This is a genomic window from Streptococcus mitis (assembly GCF_003942765.1).
In the GTDB taxonomy this organism is placed as follows: Bacteria; Bacillota; Bacilli; order Lactobacillales; family Streptococcaceae; genus Streptococcus; species Streptococcus mitis_BE.
Map to the genome: position 1 here is coordinate 80,026 of NZ_RJNW01000005.1, position 26,867 is coordinate 106,892.

General features: G+C 39.9%; 15 protein-coding genes. 3 read left to right on the forward strand and 12 right to left on the reverse strand.

What is annotated here, in order from left to right:
* Positions 1-86: 86 nt before the first annotated feature.
* Genes D8849_RS08315 through D8849_RS08325 form a run of 3 tightly spaced genes read right to left on the reverse strand, consistent with a single transcriptional unit; the run spans position 87 to position 2,943 of the window.
* On the reverse strand, positions 87-752 hold the full coding sequence (locus D8849_RS08315; RefSeq protein WP_125386751.1) for a potassium channel family protein: 666 nt from the start codon (positions 750-752) through the stop codon (positions 87-89).
* A gap of 13 nt (positions 753-765) precedes the next feature.
* Complete coding sequence (locus D8849_RS08320; protein WP_049510873.1) at positions 766-2,145, reverse strand: TrkH family potassium uptake protein; 1,380 nt, start codon at positions 2,143-2,145, stop codon at positions 766-768.
* Between the two features lie 33 nt (positions 2,146-2,178).
* Positions 2,179-2,943, reverse strand: a complete 765-nt coding sequence (locus tag D8849_RS08325; protein WP_125386752.1) for a nucleoside phosphorylase — start codon at positions 2,941-2,943, stop codon at positions 2,179-2,181.
* Between the two features lie 185 nt (positions 2,944-3,128).
* On the opposite strand from D8849_RS08325, the gene D8849_RS08330 reads away from it, so the two are divergent.
* From D8849_RS08330 to D8849_RS08340, 3 genes are read left to right on the forward strand one after another with little or no spacing between them, the layout of a single operon-like run.
* Entirely contained in the window at positions 3,129-3,434 is a 306-nt protein-coding gene (locus D8849_RS08330) for a rhodanese-like domain-containing protein (protein ID WP_125386753.1), read from the forward strand.
* Positions 3,435-3,454: 20 nt separating this feature from the next.
* Complete coding sequence (locus D8849_RS08335; RefSeq protein WP_125386754.1) at positions 3,455-5,110, forward strand: FAD-dependent oxidoreductase; 1,656 nt, start codon at positions 3,455-3,457, stop codon at positions 5,108-5,110.
* Positions 5,100-5,396, forward strand: coding sequence for a rhodanese-like domain-containing protein (locus D8849_RS08340; protein ID WP_042749802.1), 297 nt, complete (start codon positions 5,100-5,102; stop codon positions 5,394-5,396). Before D8849_RS08335 ends, D8849_RS08340 begins: the two co-directional genes overlap by 11 nt.
* 188 nt (positions 5,397-5,584) lie before the next feature.
* Here the strand turns inward: D8849_RS08340 and D8849_RS08345 are convergent, their stop codons facing one another.
* The 9 genes from D8849_RS08345 to D8849_RS08380 all read right to left on the reverse strand — a co-directional run bounded on the left by D8849_RS08345 (position 5,585) and on the right by D8849_RS08380 (position 26,800).
* Entirely contained in the window at positions 5,585-5,842 is a 258-nt protein-coding gene (locus tag D8849_RS08345; protein WP_000185159.1) for a metal-sensitive transcriptional regulator, read from the reverse strand.
* 149 nt (positions 5,843-5,991) lie between these two features.
* The gene (locus tag D8849_RS08350) at positions 5,992-6,846 is read right to left on the reverse strand and encodes a VOC family protein (protein WP_125386755.1); all 855 of its coding nucleotides are present in this window, start codon (positions 6,844-6,846) and stop codon (positions 5,992-5,994) included.
* 263 nt (positions 6,847-7,109) lie between these two features.
* Entirely contained in the window at positions 7,110-15,848 is an 8,739-nt protein-coding gene (locus tag D8849_RS08355) for a Rib/alpha-like domain-containing protein (RefSeq protein WP_125386788.1), read from the reverse strand.
* Positions 15,849-16,163: 315 nt separating this feature from the next.
* Complete coding sequence (locus tag D8849_RS08360; RefSeq protein ID WP_125386756.1) at positions 16,164-22,334, reverse strand: MucBP domain-containing protein; 6,171 nt, start codon at positions 22,332-22,334, stop codon at positions 16,164-16,166.
* 214 nt (positions 22,335-22,548) lie between these two features.
* Positions 22,549-23,427, reverse strand: a complete 879-nt coding sequence (locus D8849_RS08365; protein ID WP_125386757.1) for a glycosyltransferase family 52 — start codon at positions 23,425-23,427, stop codon at positions 22,549-22,551.
* Positions 23,424-24,128 carry an acylneuraminate cytidylyltransferase family protein gene (locus D8849_RS08370; protein ID WP_125386758.1) on the reverse strand — a complete coding sequence of 235 codons (705 nt, stop codon included), beginning with the start codon at positions 24,126-24,128 and terminating at the stop codon, positions 23,424-23,426. The genes D8849_RS08365 and D8849_RS08370 overlap by 4 nt, the downstream gene beginning before the upstream one ends.
* A complete protein-coding gene (locus D8849_RS08375) occupies positions 24,112-25,020 on the reverse strand; it encodes an SLC5/6 family protein (protein WP_225902342.1) in 909 nt (302 codons plus the stop codon). Before D8849_RS08375 ends, D8849_RS08370 begins: the two co-directional genes overlap by 17 nt.
* A gap of 6 nt (positions 25,021-25,026) precedes the next feature.
* Positions 25,027-25,467, reverse strand: a complete 441-nt coding sequence (locus D8849_RS10690; protein WP_225902341.1) for an SLC5/6 family protein — start codon at positions 25,465-25,467, stop codon at positions 25,027-25,029.
* Position 25,468: 1 nt separating this feature from the next.
* Positions 25,469-26,800, reverse strand: coding sequence for a glycosyltransferase (locus tag D8849_RS08380; RefSeq protein WP_125386759.1), 1,332 nt, complete (start codon positions 26,798-26,800; stop codon positions 25,469-25,471).
* Positions 26,801-26,867 lie beyond the last annotated feature (67 nt).

The following is a 26,867-nucleotide window of genomic DNA, read 5'->3' on the forward strand; positions in this document are numbered from 1 at the left end:
AGTATAATCTCCTAAAATTAAAAAGGATTAAGAAAAAGTTAAAATTTTTCTTAAATCCCTCTTATGAAATACTTATATTAATTTTTTTACGAATTTAATTCTGCCAAGTCATCTAGATACTGGTTGTTAATAACCGCCAAGATATAGGCATCGGCTTTCAAGAGATCATTGGGACCAAATTGGACGTCCAGCGGTGAATTTTCTTGTTCACGAAACCCTAGGACATTGAGATTGTATTTGCCACGTAGATCTAGCTGGCTCAGGCTCTGACCTGCCCAAACACTCGGAATCTTCATCTCCACAATAGACACATTTTTATCCAGCTGAAAGACATCCACATTGTTATGAAAGAGAATGGTCTGCGCTAGAGACTGCCCCATTTCATACTCAGGTGAGATAACTGAGTCGGCACCAATTTTTTCCAGCACCTTCTTAGCTGTCTGGCTTTTGACCTTTGCAATAACCCTTGGTACCCCTAGACTCTTACAATGCATAACTGCAAGCACACTCGACTCTAGATTTTCCCCTGTTGCCACTACAACCGTATCACAGGTATCAATTCCTGCAGTTCTGAGGAGTTCCTCATCTGTAATATCGCCCACAACTCCACGCGCCAAAACTGGCTCAAATTGATTGATACGCTCGGCGTGGTCGTCAATGGCAATAATATTCATATTTTGCTTGGCTAGGGCCATCAGGACACTACTCCCGAAAATCCCCAAACCTAAAATTCCAATCGTACGATCTGACATCATTCTTCCTTTCTTATCCAATACTAATATCTGCTTTCATATACTGAATCAAATCTTTTTTATCAGGCTGGTAGTCAGCTAGACTGACCAGCAAGGTCAAGGGACCGATACGGCCAATAAACATGAGTACCATGACAATGCTGAGAGCTAACTTGCCCAGTTCTGGTGTCAGATTTGCCGTTACCCCAACTGTCGCAAGGGCCGAAATGGTCTCAAACATGAGGTAGATAAAGCGCGGTGTTCCTTCTGCTGTAATTCCCAGCAACACCAAACCCAACAAGAAGGTCATCAAAAAGATAATGAAGACACTAAAGGATTTTTGGACTGTTCGAGCCTCAATGGTTCTCTGCGCAACATTGGCATGAGGTAGGCCCAGCAATTCACTACGCGCAAAAACCAACAAGACAAAGAAAGTCGTAATCTTGAGCCCCCCAGCCGTTCCTCCAGGCGCTCCACCCAGAAACATCTGTAGGATATAGATAAACAAGGTCACAGGCCGAGCTTGAGTGTAGTCAATAGAGGCAAAGCCAGCTGTTCTCATGCTGACGGTTTGGAAAAAGCTAACCAGCACTTTCTCTGGAACGCTGAGATTGCCAATGGTTCCTGGATTGTGCCACTCCGTAAAGAGTGTAGATACTGTCCCAAACAGCAAAATCCCTGCAGTCAAGAAGAGAACCAACTTGGTGTGGAAACGCAGACGGCGTTTTTTCTTCTTATCAAACTGGGTTGCTAAGTCAAACCAGACCATAAAGCCGAGACCACCCGTGATAATCAAACCAGCAATGACCAGATTGATCAAGGGATCCGTCTGAAAAGCCACTAAACTGCTACTGCCGAAATTATCAAAACCAGCATTACAAAAGGCTGAAATGGCTAAAAAGATGGAGGTAAAAATGCCCCTTCCCCAGCCGAACTCAGGAATAAAACGGAAACTTAGTAGAAAGGCACCCAAGCCCTCCACCAGAAAAGTCGTCAAAAAGATAGACCGCATAAAGGACTTCAAAGACTTACTTTCCCCATAACTAAAACTCTCCTGAATGGTTTCACGACTACGCAGGCTAAGCTTTTGCTTGCCTTGGATATAAAAAATCCCGATAAAGGTCATGAGCCCCAAACCACCAATCTGTATCAAGAGCATACAAATCAACTGCCCCCAGACATTATAGGTAGTAGCCACTGGTTGCGTAAAAAGACCAGTCACACAGACCATGGACACCGTCGTAAAGAGATGGTCAAAATAAGTAGCCTGAGAACCACTTGCCTGAACAAAAGGCAAACTCAAAAGAAGAGAACCTATAAAAATAACTCCAGCGAAACTCAGAAAAATCCGACGAGCTGGCGAAAGTCCGCCCAAGGCTCTTTCAATTTTTTTCACAAATAATTTAAATAACATACATCCATTGTACCATAAAAAGAAGAAGAGTAGCTAGAACTGAAAGGCAATCTCAAGGCAGAGTTCCAAGGCCTTCTCGAAAGTTTCTGAACCCCAGTCACGACTATCGTACTGATCCAAGTCTGCTAAAGAATCAGCTGTGAACAACAATTCTCCCCAGAGAACCCCACGCAGTTGGGCTACTGCCGCAAGCGCAGAACACTCCATCTCCACAACAGCACAGCCTTCTTCCTTACGATAAGACACCTTTTCAGCCGTTTCTCGATAAAAACCGTCTGTCGTCCATGTCATGACTTCTTCATAGGAAATCCCTCTGGCCTCCAAAACTTGCTCAATAGTAACAATAGCCTCTGACTGCATTTCCATATAACGAGAAGGTGCCGCATAGTGGTAACTAGCTCCCTCATCTCGCAGAGCCCGAACAGGTACTAGAAAGGCATTTTCCTCTATATCAGCTAGCACACCACAAGTACCGGTGGAAATAATCTGCTCCACACCATAGCCAATCAACCAATCCATAAACTGGGCTGCTGGAGCGGAACCAACAGGAGCCTGAGCCAGACAAATTTCCTCGCCCTTGTAGTTCACGACATAGACTGGATAGGTCTTGGTGGCTGAAACGAATTCGCCGACACAGTCCGCCCCTACTTCCCTCGCATAGCGGTCAAGCTCTTCACCTAAAAATGCATAGACACACTTCTTGGGCAAGTGCAAGTCCAGCCCCTCGTGATTGGGCATGATGACCGCCTGAGTATTGTCATCAAACTCTAAAATAGGAATCGCATGTTTCTGAATCATAGCCTACCTCCTCTAATTTTGTACTATTGTATCAAAAGCTGACAAAGTGTCAAGAAAGAAGCTGATACACTGAGAATAAAAACAATACAATCGCAACCAATCTCCACCAAGTCAAAACAACTTGCTTGACAAAAGCTTGACTTCATGGTTTAATATACCCCATAAGGGTATATTCGGAGGTGCTTATGTTTCACTTATTTACAAAAATTGACAGTATTTCTACCAGCGGGTTAGAAGCTAAACTCAGAGAACCGATTCAGCTACTGGATGTTCGGACGTCTACTGAATTCCATAGAGGTCATATCAAAAATGCCAAGAATGTCCCTCTAACCGAAATCGGATCTTATACACCAGCGACAAAAGAAACACTCTATGTCATTTGTCATTCTGGTGTGCGAAGCAAACTAGCTGCGAAAAAGCTAAAGAAAAAAGGATATGATGTCATCAATGTCCGAGGCGGTATGAGCGCTTGGACAGGTAAGGTCATCTAGATATATAAAGGAGAAAGTCAATGAAAATTATCATTGTCGGAGGAGTTGCAGGCGGTATGTCAGCAGCAACCCGCCTCAGACGTCTCATGGAAGACGCTGAAATCACTATTTTTGAGAAAGGTCCCTTTGTTTCCTTTGCAAACTGCGGACTTCCTTACTATGTTTCAGGAGAAATTGCAAACCGTGATAGCTTATTGGTCCAAACTCCTGAAAGTCTCAAAGCACGCTTTAATTTGGATGTTCGTCCTTTCCATGAAGTCATCAGCATTTCGCCAGCAAAGCACACTGTGACCGTACGCCATGATGGACAGGAATTCACAGAAAGCTACGACAAGCTGATCCTCTCCCCAGGAGCTAAACCATTTGTTCCTACCATTGAAGGCTTGGTAGAAGCTAAGAACGCCTACACTCTTCGCAATGTTCCCGATCTCGATGAAATCATGGCAGCCTTGGACAATCATCCAAAAGAAGCTGTCGTTATTGGTGCAGGCTTTATCGGGCTTGAAATGGCTGAAAATCTGGCAAAACGTGGCCTGCAAGTTACTATTGTTGAGAAAGCACCCCATGTCTTGCCACCATTAGATCAAGAAATGGCAGCCTTTGTCCAAGCAGAATTGGTTAAAAACGGTGTTCGCGTTATCACTTCTCAGTCTGCGACTCGATTTGAAGACCAAGGAAAAGTCATCGTTCTCGAAAACGGGCAAAAGATCACTTCTGCCCTCACTATCCTTTCTGTCGGTGTTGAACCTGAAAACGGACTGGCAAAAGCTGCGGGGATTGAACTGGGACTTCGTGGTGGTATCCTAGTCGATGAACATTACGAAACCAGTCAAAAAGATATTTATGCTGTCGGTGACGCTATCATTGTCAAGCAAGAAATCACAGGCCAAGATGCCCTCATCTCTCTCGCTTCTCCTGCCAATCGTCAGGGACGCCAAGTGGCAGACGTCATCGCAGGACTAGAACGTACAAACAAGGGCAGTATCGGCACTGCTATCGTTCGTGCCTTTGATATGACAGCTGCTTCGACTGGTCTCAGCGAACATATCCTTATCATGAATCAACTTCCTTACAAGGCACTTCATGTCAGCGGAAAAGACCACGCCGGTTATTACCCAGGAGCTACTGATATAACCTTGAAGCTCCTCTTTGACCCAACCACTGGAAAAATCTACGGTGCCCAAGGAGTTGGTAAGAAAGGCGTTGACAAGCGAATCGATATCCTAGCAACTGCTATCAAGGGAAATCTCACCGTCTTTGACTTACCAGAGTTAGAGTTTACCTATGCGCCACCATTTGGTTCTGCCAAGGATCCCGTCAATATGCTGGGCTACGCAGCCTTAAACCTTATCGAAGATCTCAGCGACAACGTTCAATGGTACCATCTCGAAGACGAACTGGCTAAGGGAAAGAAATTCCTAGACGTGCGGACCAGTGGCGAACTCCAAAGTGGTCGACTTAAGATAGACACTATACACATCCCCCTAAACGAACTACGGGAACGCTTGAATGAACTGGACAAGAACCAAGCCTACATCGTCAGCTGCCACAGTGGTTTGCGCAGCTATATCGCAGAGCGTATCCTCAAGCAAGCAGGATTTACCGTCCAAAACCTTGACGGCGCTTATTCACTATACAAAATGGCTAACCCAGAAGGAGTAGAATATGGAAACTAGTATCAGTATGGCTGACTTTTATGAAAAATATCAAAATGAAAATTTAGAGCTTATCGATGTCCGTGAAGCACATGAATTCCAAGCAGGACATGCACCAGGTGCCAAAAATCTTCCGTTAAGTACCTTAGAGCAGGGCTACAAAGAACTCAATTCTGACCGTACATACCATGTCATCTGTCAAGGAGGAGTACGTTCTGCCTCTGCCTGCCAATTTCTCAGCGCCCAAGGCCTCACTGTTACCAATGTAGAAGGTGGCATGAATGCTTGGCCAGGTCAAGTAGAATAATCAAAAGGAGCTGGGCAAAAACTCAACTTCAGGAGAAAATGAAGTAAATTTCCCCACAATAAAACGCATACTATCAAGGCTTTCAACACCTGATAGTATGCGTTCTTTTATTTTAAAGACTTTTTCCAGCCTCTCTTGATTCACATTAAACTATTCTACTAGCAGAGATCTTTGCAACTCTCATCTCTTTATTTCCGTTTAATCAAGTATCGGATAGCCTTTTCTAGGCGTTCCTTTTGAGCTTCAGGATCATCTAGTGGCTGATTGATACATTCAGTAAGGTTTTCGGTAATTATCATCTCAATCACGCGCTCTACACTAGATTTCACGGCTGTCAATTGCGTCACAATATCAGCACAGTCACGATCCTCTTCAATCATCTTTTGAATCCCACGCAACTGGCCCTCTGAACGTTTCAAACGAGTAATATACTTTGAGTTTGTCATTTCTTTTTCCTTGCTCGATTTTTCTTCATTATATCTCTAATCATCTTCTTTGTCAAAATTCTCGCCCATCCAGCTCACGCAGTTCTGTTATCAAAGACTTTTCAAAAAGCAAACTAGTCTTGCTGATAACTCGATAGAAATCCCTAGTTTTATCTTGCTAAACGAATACGAGTCACAATTCCATCTTGGTCTATGATTTCCAACTGGCTCGATGTCAGCCACTTGATTGGTGCATCAACTTCTTGTGCTCGTTGCGCAATCGTTAACAGTTCTTCTTTATGTGCGACTTCAATAACATAATAAGCCAAACCTGGCAAGCCTGCCTTACGCGGAGCTAAGCCTTTTCCTCCCCATTCATTGACTGCTAAATGATGATGGTAATCTCCAGCCGCAATCCAACTAGCGCTAGGCACACTGAACTTATCCTCTAGTCCTAACACCTTTTGATAAAACTGGCTGGACTTTCGACTATCCTTGACGGAAAGATGGATATGGCCCATTCTCGTACCTTCTGCTAGGATAAAGGGCTCTACTCTTTCCCCCAACTCATAGATAGCCTGTGCCGCAAGAGCCTCAGTGACCCCGATAATACGTCCATCTTCTCGAATATCCCATGTGGAAACCGGCTTATCTCGATAGAGTTCAATGCCGTTCCCCTCCAAATCCTCCAAGTAAAGAGCCTCACTGTAACCGTGGTCTGCACCGCCGACAAGAGGAATCTGTAAATCTGTCAGGTGTTTTAAGACATTTGCCAAAGCCTTTCGTGTCGGCAAGAGAATTGCCAGATGATAAAGGCCATAATGTTCCCTCACTTCTCCGCTCTCTTGTGCTTGAATCAAGTGTACCAAGGCTTTTCCACCCAGGCCTAGAACTACCTCTGTCTCAGTTTTAGATAAGATTTCTAAACCAATAACTTGCTGATAAAAGGCTGTTTGACTTGCCAAATCCTTTACATTTAAAACTGCCTCTGCTAAATAAATGTGGCTCTTGTATTCATAGGTCATAAATAGTCCTCTTTTCTGTTGTAATATTTTTTGTTACAACCATTATATCATTCCCATCAAGAAAGTCAAGTTAGACAACTTATAGATCATGATTCTGTAATCTTGTCTATATGGGATTAGAACGAGAAAATCTACAGAGAATTGACAATAAAACCACCGAAAATTTTTAACCAATGCTATGATAACTCTCATCTCAATCCCAAAAAGAAAAGGAGCGGATATGATATCCTACTCCTTATTCTTATCAGAAAATCTAATTAGAATTAGTCTTCTTTTTTCTTGCGAGCAACAAGTCCAAATCCACTCAAGACACCTAAAAGTCCAAGTGCTGCTAAGCTAGAGTCGGCTTCTGTACCTGTATTAGGAAGTTCTTTTTGAACTTCAACATTTTTAGGTGTTGATGGTTGAGAAGCTGGTTGGTTTGGAGTTGATGGTTCAACATGCTTAGGTATGACTGTTACTGGGACTTCTACCTCTATGATTTCTCCTGATGGTAGTTTCACTTTTACTTTAACACTTGGTTTTTGTCCTGCCGTATCAGTTGCTGGGATTTCTCCAACTTCTACGATTTCGGCACCTTTTGGTAACTCAACATGTTTCTTAACATCATCTTTGCCAATTGGAGTTCCAACCTCTACTACGATTGGGGTAGTTTTAACTGTTTCTCTTGGAGCTGGAGTCGCTTTTGGAGTGACTGTTACTGGGACTTCTACTGTAATCACTTTTCCATTTGGTAATTCAACCGTTACTTTAACTGGATCTTTCTTACCTGGTGTTGTCAAGTCTGGAATGTTTTCAACATTTGTGACCTTGCCACCTTCTGGAATCTTGATGCCTTTAGTGTAATCCTCTGGCGTTAATGGAGTTTTCGTAACCGGAGTTTCAATTTCCTTAACAGGTGTTACATTAACTGGGACTTCTACTGTAATCACTTTTCCATTTGGTAATTCAACCGTTACTTTAACTGGATCTTTCTTACCTGGTGTTGTTAAGTCTGGAATGTTTTCAACATTTGTGACCTTGCCACCTTCTGGAATCTTGATGCCTTTAGTGTAATCCTCTGGTGTTAATGGAGTTTTCGTAACCGGAGTTTCAATTTCCTTAACAGGTGTTACATTAACTGGGACTTCTACTGTAATCACTTTTCCATTTGGTAATTCTACCGTTACTTTAACTGGATCCTTCTTACCTGGAGTTGTCAAGTCTGGAATGTTTTCAACATTTGTGACCTTACCACCTTCTGGAATCTTGATGCCTTTAGTGTAATCCTCTGGTGTTAATGGAGTTTTCGTAACCGGAGTTTCAATTTCCTTAACAGGTGTTACATTAACTGGGACTTCTACTGTAATCACTTTTCCATTTGGTAATTCTACCGTTACTTTAACTGGATCCTTCTTACCTGGAGTTGTCAAGTCTGGAATGTTTTCAACATTTGTGACCTTGCCACCTTCTGGAATCTTAATTCCTTTAGTGTAATCCTCTGGTGTTAATGGAGTTTTCGTAACCGGAGTTTCAATTTCCTTAACAGGTGTTACATTAACTGGGACTTCTACTGTAATCACTTTTCCATTTGGTAATTCAACCGTTACTTTAACTGGATCTTTCTTACCTGGTGTTGTTAAGTCTGGAATGTTTTCAACATTTGTGACCTTGCCACCTTCTGGAATCTTGATGCCTTTAGTGTAATCCTCTGGCGTTAATGGGGTAGATGTGACTGGTGTCTCAATTTCCTTAACAGGTGTTACATTAACTGGGACTTCTACTGTAATCACTTTTCCATTTGGTAATTCAACCGTTACTTTAACTGGATCTTTCTTACCTGGTGTTGTTAAGTCTGGAATGTTTTCAACATTTGTGACCTTACCACCTTCTGGAATCTTGATGCCTTTAGTGTAATCCTCTGGTGTTAATGGGGTAGAGGTGACTGGTGTCTCTATTGAGACTGGAACGACTTCTACTACGTTAACAGGTACAGGTACCTCTTTAGTCGCAACTACTTTACCATCTTTCACATACTCTACCACTACTGTCGCTGGGATTTGTACACCAACTGTTGCTGTAGGTGGTACTGTTCCTGTTTTAACTTCTGTAACTGTTACAGTAACTCCTGATGGAAGCCCCTTCACGTTATTAGCTGCTTTTTCAGCCTGTTCTTTAATAGCTTTTTCTAGTTCTTGCTTATCACTATCTTTAAGAACTGTTACACCTTCTGGGGTTACTTTTGGTAATACTGTCACTGGGACTTTTACTGTCTCTTCACCATTTGCATACTTAACTTTAGTTGGTACTGTTACATCGGTTGCTCCAACTTTATCCTTTGTATCTGGTAAATCAGCTTCTGTTGGATCTTGTACTGTTCCACCTTGTCCTGGTGTTACTGCATCTTTTACTTTAGCTATTTCAGGTTTATCGCCTTCAACAACGTATACTTGATCAGCATTTGAACCAACTACACTTACAGTAATTTCTGCATCTTTTGTATACTTAACGCCATCTACTGTATAGGTTACTGGGACTTTTACAGTTCCTTTGTTTGTTCCTGCTTCCGATGTAATGGTTGCAAGCACTTCTTCTGTAATCGCTCCAACTTCTACTTCTTTGGCACCATCTGGTAATTTAGCTTTGAAATCTGCTGAGTTTGCTACTTCTTCTGCTTTAGCTTTAGCTACTTCTTTAACTTTATCTGTAGTTTCACCTTTTGGTACTGTTACTTCACCTTTAGCAACTGGCAATACTGTCACTGGTACTTTCACTTGTTCTGAATCTTTAATTCCGTCGTAAGTTACAGGGACCGTTACTTCTTTCTTACCTGTTGTTTTTGTTAGGTCTTCTGGAATTACAGGATTACCTCTAGTTCCATTAGCTCCTGGTGTTACTGCATCTTGAACAGTTTTAGATTCTACTGTATCACCTTCAAAGACTACCAATGATTTTGATGTTGAACCAACTACCGTTACCGGAACTTCTACTTCTTTAGAACCAACTACACGGCCTTTATCATCAGTATATTCAATAACTACCTTAGCTGGTTTTTGTTCTCCTGTAGCAGTTGTTTCAGGTTTTTCTTTCACTTCTTTAACAGTTACTGTTACACCTGCAGGAATACTATCTTTTGGTAATGCATCCACCACTTCTTGAGCTTTTGCTTTAACCATTGTTTCTAAATCTGTACTATCTTTAAGTACTGTTACTCCCGTTGGTTTAACAACTGGTAATACTTTAACAACCGTAGGGACTTCTACAAGTTTATCTTCACCATCTTTCGCAACTACTGTTACTTTCTTATCTCCAGGTGTTGTTGTATCTACATCACCATCTTTATAGGTGAACTTAGTTCCGTCTGGATATTGATCAGGATTAATGCTTTCAGATGGATCTGGTTGTGTATTTTGAGGATTTTCAAATACATATTGCACTTCAGGATCTACTACCACAACTTTAGCTGGAACTTTAACAATCGTATCCTCACCAACTTTAGCCACAACGACTACATCTTTCTCTCCCGATGTAGTTGTATCTACTGGAGTTTCATAAGTAAATTCCGTTCCGTCTGGATATTCACCCGGTGTGATACTTTGTTTAGCTTCTGGTTGTTTATTAGCTTTATCAGCCACAACGTATTGTGGAATACTGTCAACTACACGTACTGTTGCTGGAACTCTTACTAGTTCATTTCCATTTTCATCAGTAACAATAACCTTAACCCCTTTATCTCCAGGTGTTGTTGTATCTGGTTCTTTTTCGTAAGTGAATTTAGAACCAGCTGGATAATCATCTGGATTGATACTATCTTCTGCTTTTGGAGCTTCTTTTGGATCTACTGGGACAATTTGTGGATATCCTTCAACAACTTTAATCGGTACATTAACAGTTTCTTCACGTTTATTATCCCCTGAACCATATGTCACTGTCACAGGAGCTGTTAATGTGTCATCCCCAACTTTATCAGTTGTATCAGGAAGTTTAGTTTCATCTACTGTTTTCTCATTTCCTTTAGTAGTAACAGCATCTTTCAATTTTTCTGAAGATGGTTTATCTCCTTCTACTACATAAACAGGTTTTGCAGTTGAAACTTGTGGTTTAACTTTAATTGTAAACTCTTGATCTATTTCTTTCTTAGTATCAAATGTTGGATCCTGATCAAATGGATTATCTACAACATCATATCCCATAGATTTCAAAACATCAACACGTGCTTGAACTTTTTCTTCTGGAATTTTATCTCCTGATTTACCAGTAAGATCATCAATATTATATTTCGTATCTAATGGTGTTTCAACACCTTCATCATCTACTGAAACAAATTTTACTTTTGCTTTTTGATCGTCTTTATCATAGGTAATCTTGATATTTGCTTTTGGATCCGTAATTTTTGGTGGTTTATAACCTTCTTCTGGATTTGCAGGATTTACTGGTTCTAATGGTGTTCCATTTCCATCTTTTGGAGTATATCCATCTTTATGAGGAATAATTTGTGTAATTTCACCAGTCTTGGTTGGATCATTTGGATCGTTAGGGAATGGAATCGGATCTCCATCCTTACCAGTGGTTGGATCAACAGGAATCCAGCTTCCAATCTTCGTATAAGTAACTTTATCCGTTTCATCAGGGATTACTTTTGTATCTTTTGCAGGAGTTACTGCTTCTTTAGCTGGAATTTCTTTTTTATCAGCAATATATCCTGGTAGAACATCTACTCCAACTTTATCCCATGTTTTATTTGGACTTTCCCAATCAGTATAGCTTACTTCTTTTGTGACAAGATTAACGGTTGCTTTTCTTGTGAATGGCACCGTTTGAACAGTATCATCCTTAGCTTTTTCTTCAGCTGCTGTATCTGAATCTTTCTTCACATATGAAATCACACGTTTAGCTGTTGTATTCAAGTCAGATTCAGCTAATCCCTCAGGCCATTTAAGTTCTGGGGTATCCCCATTTGGATCTACTGGACTATCTTTTTCATGTGGTGTTGATGAAGGTACTTCAATGATTCTAGGTTTAACCACAATTTTAAATGTTTGAGAAGGTGCTGATGAACCATCTGTTGGGTTAATATCTTCCTTGTCATCAAAAATTGGATGATGATTATCCTGAGTATTATAGTCATCACTTTCTACTTCATAACCTTGGTTCTTAAGTTCTTTGATTTTGTTGTCAATATCTGTATTTGCTGGTAATTCTGAACCAGATTTACCTGTTAAATCAAAGCTAGAAACCACTTCATTTGCGGCTCCATCGACTTTCTTCTCAATCACTACTTTAGCTGTTTGAGTAGAAGGTGTATATGTAATTGGTGATTCCCCAAATTTATCCGTTGGTGTAAATCCATCTGGAACTTTATAGCCTTGAGTTGGATCATTTGGATTTTTCGGTGTTAATTCTTGTCCATTATATACTGGAGTATAACCTGGAACATATGGAATTGTTATTGTGCTAAAATCACCTGGAATCGTTGGATCATTTGGGTTATTTGGATAAGAGATCTTATCTGGTGCTCCTTGTGGTTTCTTACCTGCTGGATAGTTTGGTACAAATGAACCAATTTCTTTATAAAGAACTTTCTTCACTTCAGAAGTTGCTGTTCCGTTTTGTGCTGGCTTAGGAGCATCTTTTTCTGGAACAAGTTTATCCGCATTATCCACTAATAAATAATTATTAATAACTGGAGATTCAACTGAGTTATACTTACCATTAGTACCATCTGCTTTAGCATCAGTTAGTTTATCCGCTTCATTGTAAACTTCCCAATCAGAGTAAGTTACTTCTTTTGTTTCAGGATTAACTGTTGCTGTACGTTTGTAAGTTACTTTTTGCACCTTTTCAGCATATAAAGGAGTAGCATTATCTTTGTTTGCATCTTCTTCTTTTAGATACTTAATTGTACGTGTAACTTCTTTAACTAAGTCCTCACGAGTAACTCCTGCTGGATATTTACCAAGATTTTCATCTCCTTCTTTTACAGGTGTATCTGCTGTTTTTGGAGATACTGGAGCTGTTGTGCTTGGATTTGTTGGATCAGTTGTTACTGTAGGATCTACTGTAATTAAGTCTAATACGTGTACCGTTACATCGGCTTCTGTTGATTTCTTACCTTCACTATCAGTTGATTGAACTTTTACAGTGTAATCTCCAACTTTAGTTGTATCTAGGTTACCTGCATCACTTACTGCGATTGTTGGTTTAGTAGAATCAACACCATCACGATCATCTTCTAAGTCAGTTGCAGAAGGTTTAGCTTTTTCTAAAACTTTAGCATTGTTCCATTTGTCAGCTTCTTTTGTTTTATAAACATATAAATCTTTTTTCTCAACTGCTACTGTTGGAGCTTCGTTTAGAACATTAGCGTAAGCTGGATCTGATTCGTTACCTGCTTTGTCAAGCACAGTAACTTTGATACGTTTGTCCGGATTTGTTGTCTCATTCGCTTCCGTTAAATCTGTACCTGCTGGAACTGGAACAACTAATTTACCATCACGTACTTCAACTTTTGTTGCACCATTATACCAACCATCTGCTTTCTTCGTTAAAGTAATTGGTGTTTTAGTATTTGGTAAAGTAACTTTCAATGAAGTTAATCCACCAATTGCACGTTCAATATTTTTTACTTCTGTATCAGCATTTCTATTTGTTCCATTATTTTGATCATTGTCAGCGATATCTTGTTTTTCTCTAGGTACATCTGTTAAATTAGGATCTTTTTCTGTTGGTACAGAAATTAATAATTCTGTAGGTTGATTTTTATCAGTTTTTTCGCCATTAATACTATCTGTATGGACTGGTTCTACTGTAGGAGCAACAGGTTTAACAGTATCAATATAAATTGTTTTATTGTAATAATAATCAGGATTATCTGTATTTCCTAGTGCATTAAATGTATTTCTATATGGACTATTTGGATTTACAACACCTGTATTTTCTAATACCCTGTTTCCTTGTAAATCTGTAAATCCTTCTTTAATTTCTGCAGTTACCTTGAAAGTAGCTGTCCCTTTGAAGTTTTTCGCTGTTGTGAAATCAATACCGAATGTCCGAGTTCCATTTTTAGCAGGATCAGAATCCCCCGCATTGAATTTCAATCTAAGTGTTCTAGTTGTTTCATCATATGATACCACTTGGTAAGGACCAGGCCAATTCCATGCATTCGCTTTTTTAACTGAATCTTTTAATTCTACACCTTCAGGAATTTTAATTGTGTATTCATAAGCGCCGTACGTTGGTAACCCACCAACGTTTTTCACAGTAACTTTTAATTGACCTGATTCTTTGTCTTTATAGAGAGTATCTTCTCCATAAGCGGACGTGGTATTATTACGAACAACATCTGTCGTCATTTCTAAAGCAGCACCAACAGTTAAGTTAACTCCACCAACAAAGTATCCATCTTCAATTTCTGTTTTTCCTTTTACTGGATAAGTTTTATTAAATGCGGGACCATCCTCTAATGCTTTAATGGTTACTTTAATTTTCTTAGTAGTATTTGGAGTATTGATAATCGTTCTCCAGAAACCAAAACCATTACCATTCCCTCCATCACCATACGGAGTTGAAACGTGTGTAGTTTCATTATGATTATTCGCATCTGTTAGCGTTCTTAAAACTTCACCTGTATCTGCATCTCTAACTGTAATTTCTACTTTTTCACCAGTACCAGCAGTACCCATATTCCCATAGGCACCACCTGTTAGAACACTTAGGTATAATCTAGAGTTCGGATTAACATTAAATTCTTTCGAAATTTGTGTACCTTTCTTATTTAATTGAATATAATAATCTTTCCCTACAGCTGAATGTGCTGCATTATTTAAAGGAACACCAGGTACACTTGAGTAGTTAACACCATTTGCATAGTTTTGATTAGCTTTATTAGGTGCTAATGGATTTCCTGGAACAGGAGTATCATTGTATTGTCTGTCAATACTTCCATTATTATCGTAAACTTTAGATGGTTTCGGATCAAATCCAGCAGGTCTATCCGCTGCAACTTCTGTTGGAGCTTCTGGTTTAATCGCTGTTACATAATTATTTGTCCCTTCTATTTTCCATCCATCAATTTCATTTTCAATTCTCTTTTCTTTCCAATTATAAGTAATTTTACCAAGTTTTACTGGAGCTGGATTTGGAGAACTAGTACTATTTCTTGAATATTGATTTTCAACAGTAGCAGATTTTGTTTCAACATCTGGAGTATTAAAATCAATATCTCCAAATTGATTTTTCAAACTTGAAATAACGTTATCTACTGGGTTAGCTCCTACCCCTCTTTTATTATTACTAGTAGGACCTTCTGCTGCTTGTTCTCCTACACCAGTAGGAGTCGCTCTAAACCCACTTTCCCCTTTACCAGGAATTGCTTTTCCGTTTCGTGGATCTTGGTTTTTATTTGTTTTTTCTACTTTAGCTTCTGTTTCTGATTTATCTTCTACAGTAGGAGACACTTTTGGCATACTCTCAATTACAAAAGCCTTTTCTCTTAATCTTGCAACAGTTTTATCTACCTCTACCTGAGTTGCTTTATCATTTGCTGATAAAGCTTGAGCTTCTAATAGTGTTGCCTTTGCATCCTCAATAGTTTTTGATGTTTTATTACTAATTTCAACTTTATCGATAGCTGATTGAATACGTGAAATCGCTTCTGATAACTTACTGAAGTCTACCTTTGCAATATTTTCTGGCGCTAGCTTATCTTCATTAACTAAAGCTTCAGCTGAAGTTACTACTGGTTTAGAAACTGGATCTTTAGAAGGAATTTCTTCTCTCTTGGTATCAGGACTCGCAACATTCTCTTCGTGATTTAAGCTTTCTTGAGATGGCGATGACTGTGGATTAGACAAATTTGAGCTCGTTCTTGCATCGTTTCCTTGAATAGTATCAGCTTTTGCAGTGGCTCCACCTCCAAACATCATAAGCGCAGCAATCGCTACCGATGCTGCACCGAAACTATACTTTCGGATTGAAAATCGTTGAACTTTTTGTCCATGATATTTTTTTGTTCGTGAGTACATTACTACTCCTTTGCTTATATTTTATTTACATCAAGAAAAGTCAGTAAGACCCTCAAATTGATACCAAGAAAAGTCCCGACTTCACCTATTGTATAATAAACATAATAACTCTATCTATTCATTATGTCAAGCAATTCGATATTTTAATTGATATAAATATATAAAAAAGCAAAGATAATTAATAGATTCAGAAATATGATTAACAACTCTATAACAACTTTCAAAAAAAGATTAAAAATTACCTCATAATTTACATAGAAAAAGGAGCGGATATGATATCCTACTCCTTATTCTTATCAGAAAATCTAATTAGATTTAGTCTTCTTTTTTCTTGCGAGCAACAAGTCCAAATCCACTCAAGACACCTAAAAGTCCAAGTGCCGCTAAGCTAGCATTGTCTTCTGTACCAGTGTTTGGAAGTTCAGCTTGTCCTTTAGCTTCTGATGAAGCCGCTGGAGCTTGTGGTGCTTCACCATTTTCTGGTGCCGATGGCATCGTTGGAGTTACTGGACCCACTGGGTTAGCCGGATTAGCCGGATTAGGCGGTGTTGTTGGCTGACTTGGGTCTGTAGGAACTACTGGAGTTTCTGGTTGACTTGGGTCTGTCGGTTTCACCGGACTTGTTGGATTTGTTGAAGGTGTTGATGGAGAACCAGGTTGAGATGGAGTGAGTGAGCCTCCATTTGTAGAACCTTCTTTGACTTCTTTATAAACGTATGTTACTTCTGTTGTTCCTTCTGTTACTTTACCAGTTTCGGCACCTTTAGTTGCAGTTGGTACTAATACGTATTTCTTACCATCTTTTGTAGTAATTGTAGCTGGTTTGTTGTCACTTGTGTCGTATGCTGAGCTTACAGATCCGTCAGTCGTATCTTTAACGTCTTCTGCGATTGTGTTACCTGCTTCGTCAGTGTAGTGAACAACTACATTTCCTTTCACTTCTTTGTAAACATAAGTCACTTCTGTAGTCTTACCTGCTTCAACATCACCAGTTTCGTTACCTTTAGTTGATGCTGGGACTAATTCGTATACTTTACCTTCTGGAGTTGTGATACGAGTTGGTTTCATGTCCTTATCAGAAGTATCGTATTTAGCTCCTGGTTTACCGTCTTTAGTATCAACAGCATCTGCTTGAAGTGTGTTTCCAGCTTCGTCTACGTAATGAACAAGAACGTTTCCTGCTTTTTCGTAAACGTAAGTTACTTCAGTTTTACCTTCTACTACATCTCCTGTTTCAGGTTTAGAATCGTCTTTAACAGCTTTTTCTGTTAAGTAATATTTAACACCATCTTTTTCGATTGTTGCTGGTTTATTGTCAGTTGTATCGTATTTAGCGTTTAGAGAAGCACCTTTAGTATCTTCTTTGTCTTCAGCAATGACGTTACCTTCTGTGTCAACGTAGTGAACTACTACATCTCCAGTTACTTCTTTATAAACGTAAGTTACTTCTGTTGTTCCTTCTGTTACTTTACCAGACTCTTCACCCTTAGTTGAAGTTGGTACAAGTACATATACTTTACCATCTTTTGTAGTGATTGTAGCTGGTTTGTTATCAGTTGTGTCATATGCTGAGCTTACTGATCCGTCTGTAGTATCTTTAACATCTTCTGCGATTGTGTTACCCGCTTCATCAGTGTAGTGAACTACTACGTTTCCTTTCACTTCTTTGTAGACATATGTTACTTCTGTAGTCTTACCTGCTTCAACATCACCAGTTTCGTTACCTTTAGTTGATGCTGGTACTAGTTCGTATACTTTTCCTTCTGGAGTAGTGATATGAGTTGGTTTCATGTCCTTATCAGAAGTATCGTATTTAGCTCCTGGTTTTCCGTCTGTGGTATCAACAGCATCTGCTTGAAGAGTGTTTCCAGCTTCGTCTACGTAATGAACAAGAACGTTTCCTGCTTTTTCGTATACATAAGTGATTTCTGTAGTTCCTTCTACAACAGCACCGTTTTCTGGCTTAGAACCGTCTTTCAATTCTTTAGCTGTCAAGTAGTAAACTTGTCCATCTTTTTCAAGTTTAGCTGGTTTGTTGTCAGTTGTGTCATATTTCTCACTTAGTGATCCATTTTCTACATCTTTCGTATCGTCAGCTAATGTGTTTCCTTCTGTATCAACGTAATGAACGACGACATTACCAGTGATTTCTTTGTAGACGTAAGTTACTTCTGTAGTTTCTCCAGCTTTAACTTTACCTGTTTCATCACCTTTAGTTGATTGAGGGATTAATTCGTATACTTTACCTTCTGGAGTAGTGATACGGTTTGGTTTCATTCCGTTATCAGCAGTGTTGTAGTCTGAGTTTGGTTTTCCGTCTTTGGTATCAACAGCATCTGCTTGAATAGTGTTACCTTTTTCGTCAGTGTAATGAACGACTACTTGTCCAGCTTTTTCGTAAACGTATGTTACTTCTGTTTTACCTTCTACTACGTCTCCGTTTTCTGGTTTAGAGTCATCTTTAAGAGCTTTTTCTGTTAAATAGTAAACAGTTCCGTCTTTTTCGATTTTCTCTGGTTTGTTGTCAGTTGTATCGTATTTAGCGTTTAGAGAAGCACCTTTAGTATCTTCTTTATCTTCAGCAATGACGTTACCTTCTGTGTCAACGTAGTGAACGACTACATCTCCAGTTACTTCTTTATAAACATAGGTTACTTCTGTAGTTCCTTCAGTAACCTTACCAGTTTCAGCACCTTGAGTTGCTGTTGGTACTAATTGGTAAACTTTGCCTTCTGGAGTCGTAATACGTTCTGGTTTCATGCCGTTATCAGAAGTGTCATATGGTGTGCTAATTGATCCATCTGTTGTATCTTTAGCATCTTCAGCAATTTTATTTCCTGCCTCATCTGTATAGTGAACTACTACATTACCTTTTACTTCTTTATAAACGTATGTTACTTCTTTAGTTTGACCTGATTCTACAGTACCTGTTTCATCACCTTTAGTTGATGCTGGTACTAGTTCGTATACTTTTCCTTCTGCAGTTGTGATACGAGTTGGTTTCATTCCGTTATCTGCAGTGTTGTATTCAGAACCTGGTTTTCCATTGTCAGTATCTTTAGCACCTGAAGCAATATCTTTACCGTCTGCAGTTCCTACTAATGGAGTTCCGTCTTCTGTTTGGTAATTAACGATTACTGATCCAGCTTTTTCATAAACGTAAGTTACATCAGTTTTACCTTCAACTACGTTTCCAGTTTCTGGTTTAGAATCATCTTTAAGACCAGCTTTTGTAATGTAGTATACAGTTCCGTCTTCTGCAGTGATTTTTTCTGGTTTGTTATCAACAGCAGTATCATATTTTTCGCTTAGAGATGCACCTTTAAGGTCGTCTTTATCAGCTGCGATTTTGTTACCTTCTGTGTCAACATAGTGAACTACTACATCACCAGTTACTTCTTTATAAACGTATGTTACTTCTTTAGTTTCTCCAGCAACAACTTTACCAGTTTCTTCACCTTTAGTTGCTGTTGGTACTAATTCGTATACTTTGCCTTCTGCAGTTGTGATACGAGCTGGTTTCATTCCGTTATCAGAAGTATCATAATCTGATCCTGGTTTTCCATCTACAGTGTCTTTAGCACCTGAAGCTACATTTGCACCAGCTGGGTCAACACCTACTAATGGAGTTCCATCTTCTGTTTGATAGTTAACGACTACTTGTCCAGCTTTTTCATAAACATAAGTTACTGTAGTTGTACCTTCAACAACATCTCCAGTAGCTGGTTTAGAATCATCTTTCAATTCTTTAGCTGTTAGGTAGTATTTAACACCGTCTTTGGTGATTTCAGCTTTTTTGTGGTCTGCTGTGTCGTATTTAACGTTTAGAGAAGCATCTGTTTCGTCTTTTTCGTCTTCTGCGATTACGTTACCTTCAGTATCTTCATACTTAACGACAACATTACCTTTTACTTCTTTATAAACGTAGGTTACTTCTTTCGTTTCACCTGCAACAACTTTACCAGTTTCTTCACCTTTAGTTGCTGTTGGTACTAATTCGTATACTTTACCTTCTGCAGTTGTAATACGGTTTGGTTTCATTCCGTTGTCTGCAGTGTTGTAGTCAGTTCCTGCTTTAGCGTCTGTAGTGTCTTTTGCACCTGAAGCTACATTTGCACCATCTGCAGTACCTGTTAATGGAGTTCCGTCTTCTGTTTGGTAGTTAACGATTACTGATCCAGCTTTTTCGTAAACGTAAGTTACTGTAGTTGTTCCTTCTACTACGTCTCCAGTAGCTGGTTTAGAACCATCTTTCAGTTCTTTAGCTGTTAAGTAATATTTAACACCATCTTTCTCGATAGATTCTTTTTTGTGGTCAGCTGTATCGTATTTAACATTTAGAGAAGCATCTGTTTCATCTTTTTCGTCATCAGCAAGTGTGTTACCTTCAGTATCTTCATACTTAACGACAACATTACCTTTAACTTCTTTGTAAACGTAGGTTACTTCTTTAGTTGTTCCTGATTCAACCTCACCTGTTTCTTCACCTTCAGTTAAGTATGGAACTAATTCGTATACTTTGCCTTCTGCAGTTTTAATACGAGTTGGTTTCATTCCATTGTCTGCAGTGTTATAAGCTGTACCTGGTTTACCATTATCAATGTCTTTTGCACCTGATTCTACAGTTTTACCAGCTCCATCTTCGTCTACTACTGTTCCTGCAAGTGGAGTTCCATCTTCTGTTTTGTAGTTAACGATTACTGATCCAGCTTTTTCATAGATGTAAGTTACTTTTGTAACACCTTCTACTACTGTTCCTGTTTCAGCTGGTGATGTAGTTTCTGTACCATTTACAGATGTCATTGTGTTTGCTTCGTTTAGGTAGTAAACATTTCCTTGTGCATCTGTAAGTTTTTGAGGTTTTTCAGTTTCATTTTCTTTAGTGTTGTAAGGTACGTTTTTAGAAGCTGTAGTACTACTTACAATTACATCATTTCCATCAGCATCAACATAGTATTTCTCAGTTACTACTTCAGCTACTGTTTCAGGAGTATCAGTGTAAGGAGCTTTTAATTCTGTTCCGTCTTCTGTTTGGTAGTTAACGACTACAGAACCTTTTTTCTCGATTTCACGAGTTTTTTCTTCTGCATAAGTGTAAGTGATTGTTGTAGTACCACTTGCTAAACGGTATGCACGAAGAGGAGTGATTTCGTCACGGTAAGAATACTCTTCAACTTCCGGCGAAGGATCAGAAAATTTAAGAAGAAAATCACTACTATCTTCTAAAGTACTTGTTTCTTGATCAGTAACGCTTGCTATATCAGCTGTTATATCACTTGTAGGTCTTCCTTTATCATCAACTTGATCTCCCTTATCAGCACTAATCTCCAGAGGACCACCAGTTTTTGCCGCCATTCCTAAAGTAATATATCGTTTGAAATTAAGGAGGTTATCTTCAAATCCTTTTTCTTGAAGATATGCAAGATAGTTTTTTACAAGAGTTTTGTTTGCTTCTCCTGTTAAAGTATCTGGAGCCGCTTTAAAGTTTTGTACCATTGCATATGTTCTATTTAAAGTAGCCCCAGTTCCATCTTTATCATCTGCTACATTATCACTAGATGACAATTGTATCTGTGCTGTTAAAGAGAAACTCTCAGTTTTAGCTGTTACATAGGTATTTTTCTCAAGGACGAAAACATAATCACCTTCTTTGATTCCACCATCAGCCGTTACGTTCGCTGAATTGAAGTTTTTTGCTGTTGCTTCTCCAGCTTTGAAAGCTTCTATCATCTTAGCATCAGAAGTGATCGCACCTGAATCAGCTTGTACATATTTACCATATGTTCCTTTTCCTGTTTGTTCAACAATCCAAGCTTTTCCACCAGGTTTTACAGTATCATAAGTGATTTTACCTTCTGCGTTACTTAACCCTTCTGGAGTCAATTTCGCAGTTACATCACCTAGAGTTGTGTCAGAGTACACTCCTCCACCGTTTCCAGTAGTTTCAACCTTAGGTTCTCCGATTAGGTGGTAAGTCTTCCCATCTTTTTCGATTGTTTCTTTCTTACCATTTTCTTTAGCGTCGTTTAGGTCGCTAGCTTCTGCATCACCACCTGTAGTTCCTTTGAAAACTTCTCCTGATTTACCGTATACATCGTATGGTGTTTCGATAGTTTTATCAGCACCAGAGTTTTGGTTTTTGTTTTCTTCTAATACAGTATTACCCTCAGCAGTTACATATTTGTAGTCTACTTTTCCAGTTTTAGTAATTGTATTTGTTCCCTCTGCAGTTGGATCAGTTGAAAATGCCCTACCTGCATCTGGGTTCTCAATATTAGCTGTATCTACAATTACTGACCCCTTATCATTTGAGATCGTTGTTGTGTTGTCGCTGTTTTCTGTCATCGCTGCTTCTGCAATATGGGGTTGTCCTGCCATTGCAAGGGCTGCACCGACAATCAGACCGACTGTACCGATTTTGACTGAGTCTGAACGACCGTCTTTAAACTTACGAATGGAAAATTTTTCTTTTTTATTTATAAACATCTTCATCATCCTTTTTTTTTTATTTTTAAGCTGTTATTATGCTAATACTTGCTTGAAAACTTCAAAATTAGACACTTAATTTTAACACTTTAAAACCTCTTATACAAGGAATTTGAATACTTTTTGATCATTCAAACTATAGTTTTTTGCTATATTTATATATAAAAAATCCATATAGCGTATGGATTTACATATTTTAAAATATACATTTATGCTACCAGCCAAGTGAAACCCTTTCAAACTGACAGCCCAAGCGTCGCAATTCTTTTTGACGGTCCTCATAGTAGGGGAGAGAAATACCTGTAATGGTCACATGGGGCAGGTCTTGTAAGTGGAGGCTGACAGACGAGGTGAAGTGATAGACCTGAACGAACTCGTATTCTTGAAAGAGTTGGGCTAGGACATCTTCAAAGATCAGCTCCGTCTCCAAGTAAGTCACATTTGGAATAGTGAAGGTTTCCTTGGGATGAGGCAGATAGAAATCAATTGCCAAGGCCTTGGCATAGGTACTGATAAAGCGGATGGAGATCTGGTCGTCCTCTTCGGAAAACTTTTGCCCCAGCAGGACCTTGACCATCTTGCCATTTGATACGGGGGCTTGAGGCAGGTTAAAAAAATGCTCCAGATAAACTAGCTTTTCTCTAGCCACGACATGGTAGTCGCTGCGATAGAGAGTATAGTGCTTTTCCGTCCGCTCAATCAAGTCATCTCTGGTCAAGCCCAAAGAGCCCACCTGACTGGGTTGAAGGGGCCAAGCATACATACCCAAGGGATAAATATCCGCATAGCCATCATCGAAACTCATGAGGTGCTGGTAAGTAGAGCTAGCAACCAAGTCTAGAATCAATCTATTGTCAAAACTAGCATAAAAGATAGTGTCATAGTCTCCCGCCAGCTCCTGACAAATCTGAGCCAAGTCCGCTGCCGTCTGAGGATAGTAAACATGATCAAAATCCTTAGCATAATGCTCTTGTCGGGCATTTTTGACAGGACTGACATAAAGACTGACAAAGTCCTGATCCGGATAGAGTCCCTCGATATGCTGTGCAATCTTGGACTGCAAGGGTGTTGTCGCAATGATGAGGTGTTTCATCTCTTTGATTCTCCTAGGTGGTGATGGTGCAGCAAGGTCTCAACGACTTCAAAGTCCAAGGCATCGTCGATATCATAAGAATAGAGTTTGGGCATTTCATAGGCTACTGTCTTATCCGTGTAAAAGGTCTCATCTCGTAGGTAAAGGTCCTTGCGAGAAATCCAAATACTACCGTTGGGATAGTAATAGACAGGCTCTTTCTGCCGAGCATAGTGCTTGGAAACTTGAGGGGGATGGATAAATGACGACTCCGCAAACTGCAAGTAAAGACTACGACTCTTGTCCGCCTTAACACAGGAAATCAAATGGTCAGCGCCAGACTGACAGTAAAGTTGATAGGACTCGATGAGATGCTCTACCTCTCTAAGAGGTGAAGTCACCTGTAGATTGACAAAGACCTGCTCTTCCTCAAAGGGCTGTAAAAAGTCGCGTAAGGTTTCTAAGCTAGAGGTTGTTGCCAAGGCCAATTCTTTTGGTCTGTGGACACAACGAATCTCTGGATAGGCTTGACGACAGAGTTCTAGATAGGCTAGTGAGTCTGAGGATATCCAGATATCACTAAATAGCTTGGAGGCTAGAGCGACTTCTATGGTATAGAAAACCAAGGGTTTGCCTGCAAGCGGTTTGATATTTTTATCCACTAAGCCGCGTGAACCCGAACGGATCAAAATGACGGCTATGGGTTTAGATGTTGCTTTCATATAGTCTTCCTAGAAATGAGATAAAAAGAGCAGATAAAGTAGTAATGATGCTATTTAACCAAGGATTTGGGTTGGCAAAGAAACCACTGTAATGATAGAGGACCAAGGCTCCTAGACTAAAGACCAGATAGATTTTAGCTAGTTGTAAACTCGGTTTTTTGAGGAGTAAGACCAAGAGGTACAAACCGCCAATCACACCTAAAGTCAGACCCATAAAGCCGTTAATCCATTCGTAGATGGAGTAGATTTCTGCACTCATGAGTAAGAGGCAGAGGAGCCAGGACAGACCTGCTAAGACAAAGGATAGGAGGCTTGGCGACCAGCGAATTTTTGTCCAAGCGAAATCCAACTTCAAGCAGGTCACGATTGCATTCATACTAGAAGAAACTGTGGATTGACCTGCTGCCAAGAGAGCCAGCATGATGAAACTACCAAACCAAGGTGCCAGACTCTCCCGAGCGTAAGCAATGAGGACAGGATTGGTCGATCTGGTAGCGAAATTTTCCTGACGAATCAAGCAGCCAATCAGATAGAGTAGACTAGCAATCCCAAAGGACAAGAGTCCCTGTAGCCATAAGATTTTTCCAATCTTCTGACGCCCTATTTTGCTATTAAAACGTTGGACGATATCCTGCGAAGAAACGTAGGAAAACAAGCTACTAAAACCTGCTCCTGCAACTAAGATAAAGACCATCTTCCCATCCAGAGTCTCTGCAAAGTGAGATAGCTGTTGACTGCTATTCACGACTAAACCAGATTGGGCAATTCTTGGTAGAAAGAGGGCCAATATAGCCAGTAGGACCAAGCCTTGAAAGAAGTCCGTCCACAGCACAACCCAGAGACCACCCCTTGCCAGATAATAGACCGTCAAAAGAAGGAGTAAACCTGACAAGACCAGCTAATTGATAGGGATAAAGGGCTCTAAGGCTTGAGACAACAAGTAGGTCACCACTGCTATTCGCCCCAACTGGTAGAGGATGAAAAGTCCTGAAGCCAGTGAACGAATGCCAGCCGATTGAAACTTATCCTCTAAAAGATGATAGGCTGTCTCATAGTTTCCCTTTTGATAGAGGGGCAGAAAATAGCGATGAGCTAGTGGAATGGCTAGAAAGATGCCACACTGGGCAAACCAGAGATAGGACCTACCTGTATAGGCATTCCCCACCAGAGTCAGAAAGGAAATGGGGCTGAGTAAGGTCGCAAAGACTGAGAAGGCCAAAACTGTCACTGGAACAGCTTTCTTAACCTGATAATAGTCCTCTTCGCTCCCTTTTTTCCAATAGGCAATCCAGGAAATCAAGTAGAAATAGAGCAATAGGGTGACTAGAATTCCCAACATCCTAGAAGTTCCTATCTAATAGTTCTCTGTATATTTGAGCTACTTTTTCCAGAGAATAGCGAGAGGCTAAGGCTAGATTTTTTTCATTCGATAGATAAAAATCAGGCTCTTCCATCTCTTCTATCTTTTGAATCAACTCTGATTTGCTTTTAAACAAGTTGATGGCATTGGACTGGTTGGCATAAAAACGATGGGCAATCTCCACATCAGATAACAAGGCTAACAAACCTTGACTCAAGGCTTCAATACAGGCATTAGCAAATAACTCTGTATAACTTGCAGACAAATAGCATTGGTGCAGATGATAAGGTACTTCGTCAACGATACCTTTAAAGTGAATGGTTGGCGGAAGATCATATTGATTCTGTAATTCTGCTAGACGTTCCTCTGAGCCACCATAAAAGGTAATCTGGGCCTTGGAGCCACGTTTGTAGAGTTCGATAAAAGCTTCAATGACAAGTTCAACGTTCTTACCTTCTCCCATATGACCCACCAAGCAATAGTCCAAAACAGGTCCGATTTTTCTTAGCTGACCTACTTTTTCTGTAAACATTGGTGGTAAAAACTTAGTGTCATACCCTTGTTTCGCCAAAGTATCAGTCAAAACTTCACTGGCAACTAGGTATTTGTTTGTCTTGCGCAGATTGGCGAGGCGTAAATCTCGCATGACATTTTCATGGACGACTTCATAATAATTTTTATCCGTGTTTTCCATGTAACGCCAAAGGCTGGGTTTGGGTACGATTTGTTGGTCACGGATAAAGAGGTCGGTTTGCTGGGCCCATTTGGCTAAGAACTTCACTAACAAGTCCTCTTCAGAACGGATTTCTCCTCCTATGCGGTAGATGTATTCTGGGTAAAAGATAGTGACAGGAGAGGGTTCTTTGAAGGGATCGATAAAGCGTCCTTCCAGGGCCAGTTCCCCATTTTCATGATACCAACGAAGTTCCTTCTCCTTGAAATCTTCAAACAAGAAGGGACCCTTGGTGTAGTAATATCTCCCCGAGCCATCTCCTAAGGTAACTGAGGCCACAAAACCATCCTCATTGAGTTCAACCTGATCTCCATCTGCTAGCGTTAGACTTTCTGGTCTCACTGATAAGTCTGCATGACCTATATCTGAAAAACTATGCGGAACACATATCAGTTCTTTTTCTAAAAATCCTAACTTGATTAAATCTTTCTTCCAGTCAGGACGAAGCTGAGGGCTCGATACAAGGTGAACATATTCCAAACCCAGATGGCGTGCTATGCGGGCTCGATAGACCTGGGTACTCTCAAAGCCATAACGATGGATTTCCTTGGCTGGATGGATGCTGACAATTCTCGACATGATGTAGACTCTTTCTCTCTTATTTTCTACTTACAAAGGAAAAACCACCCTCACAAAAAGGCGAGGG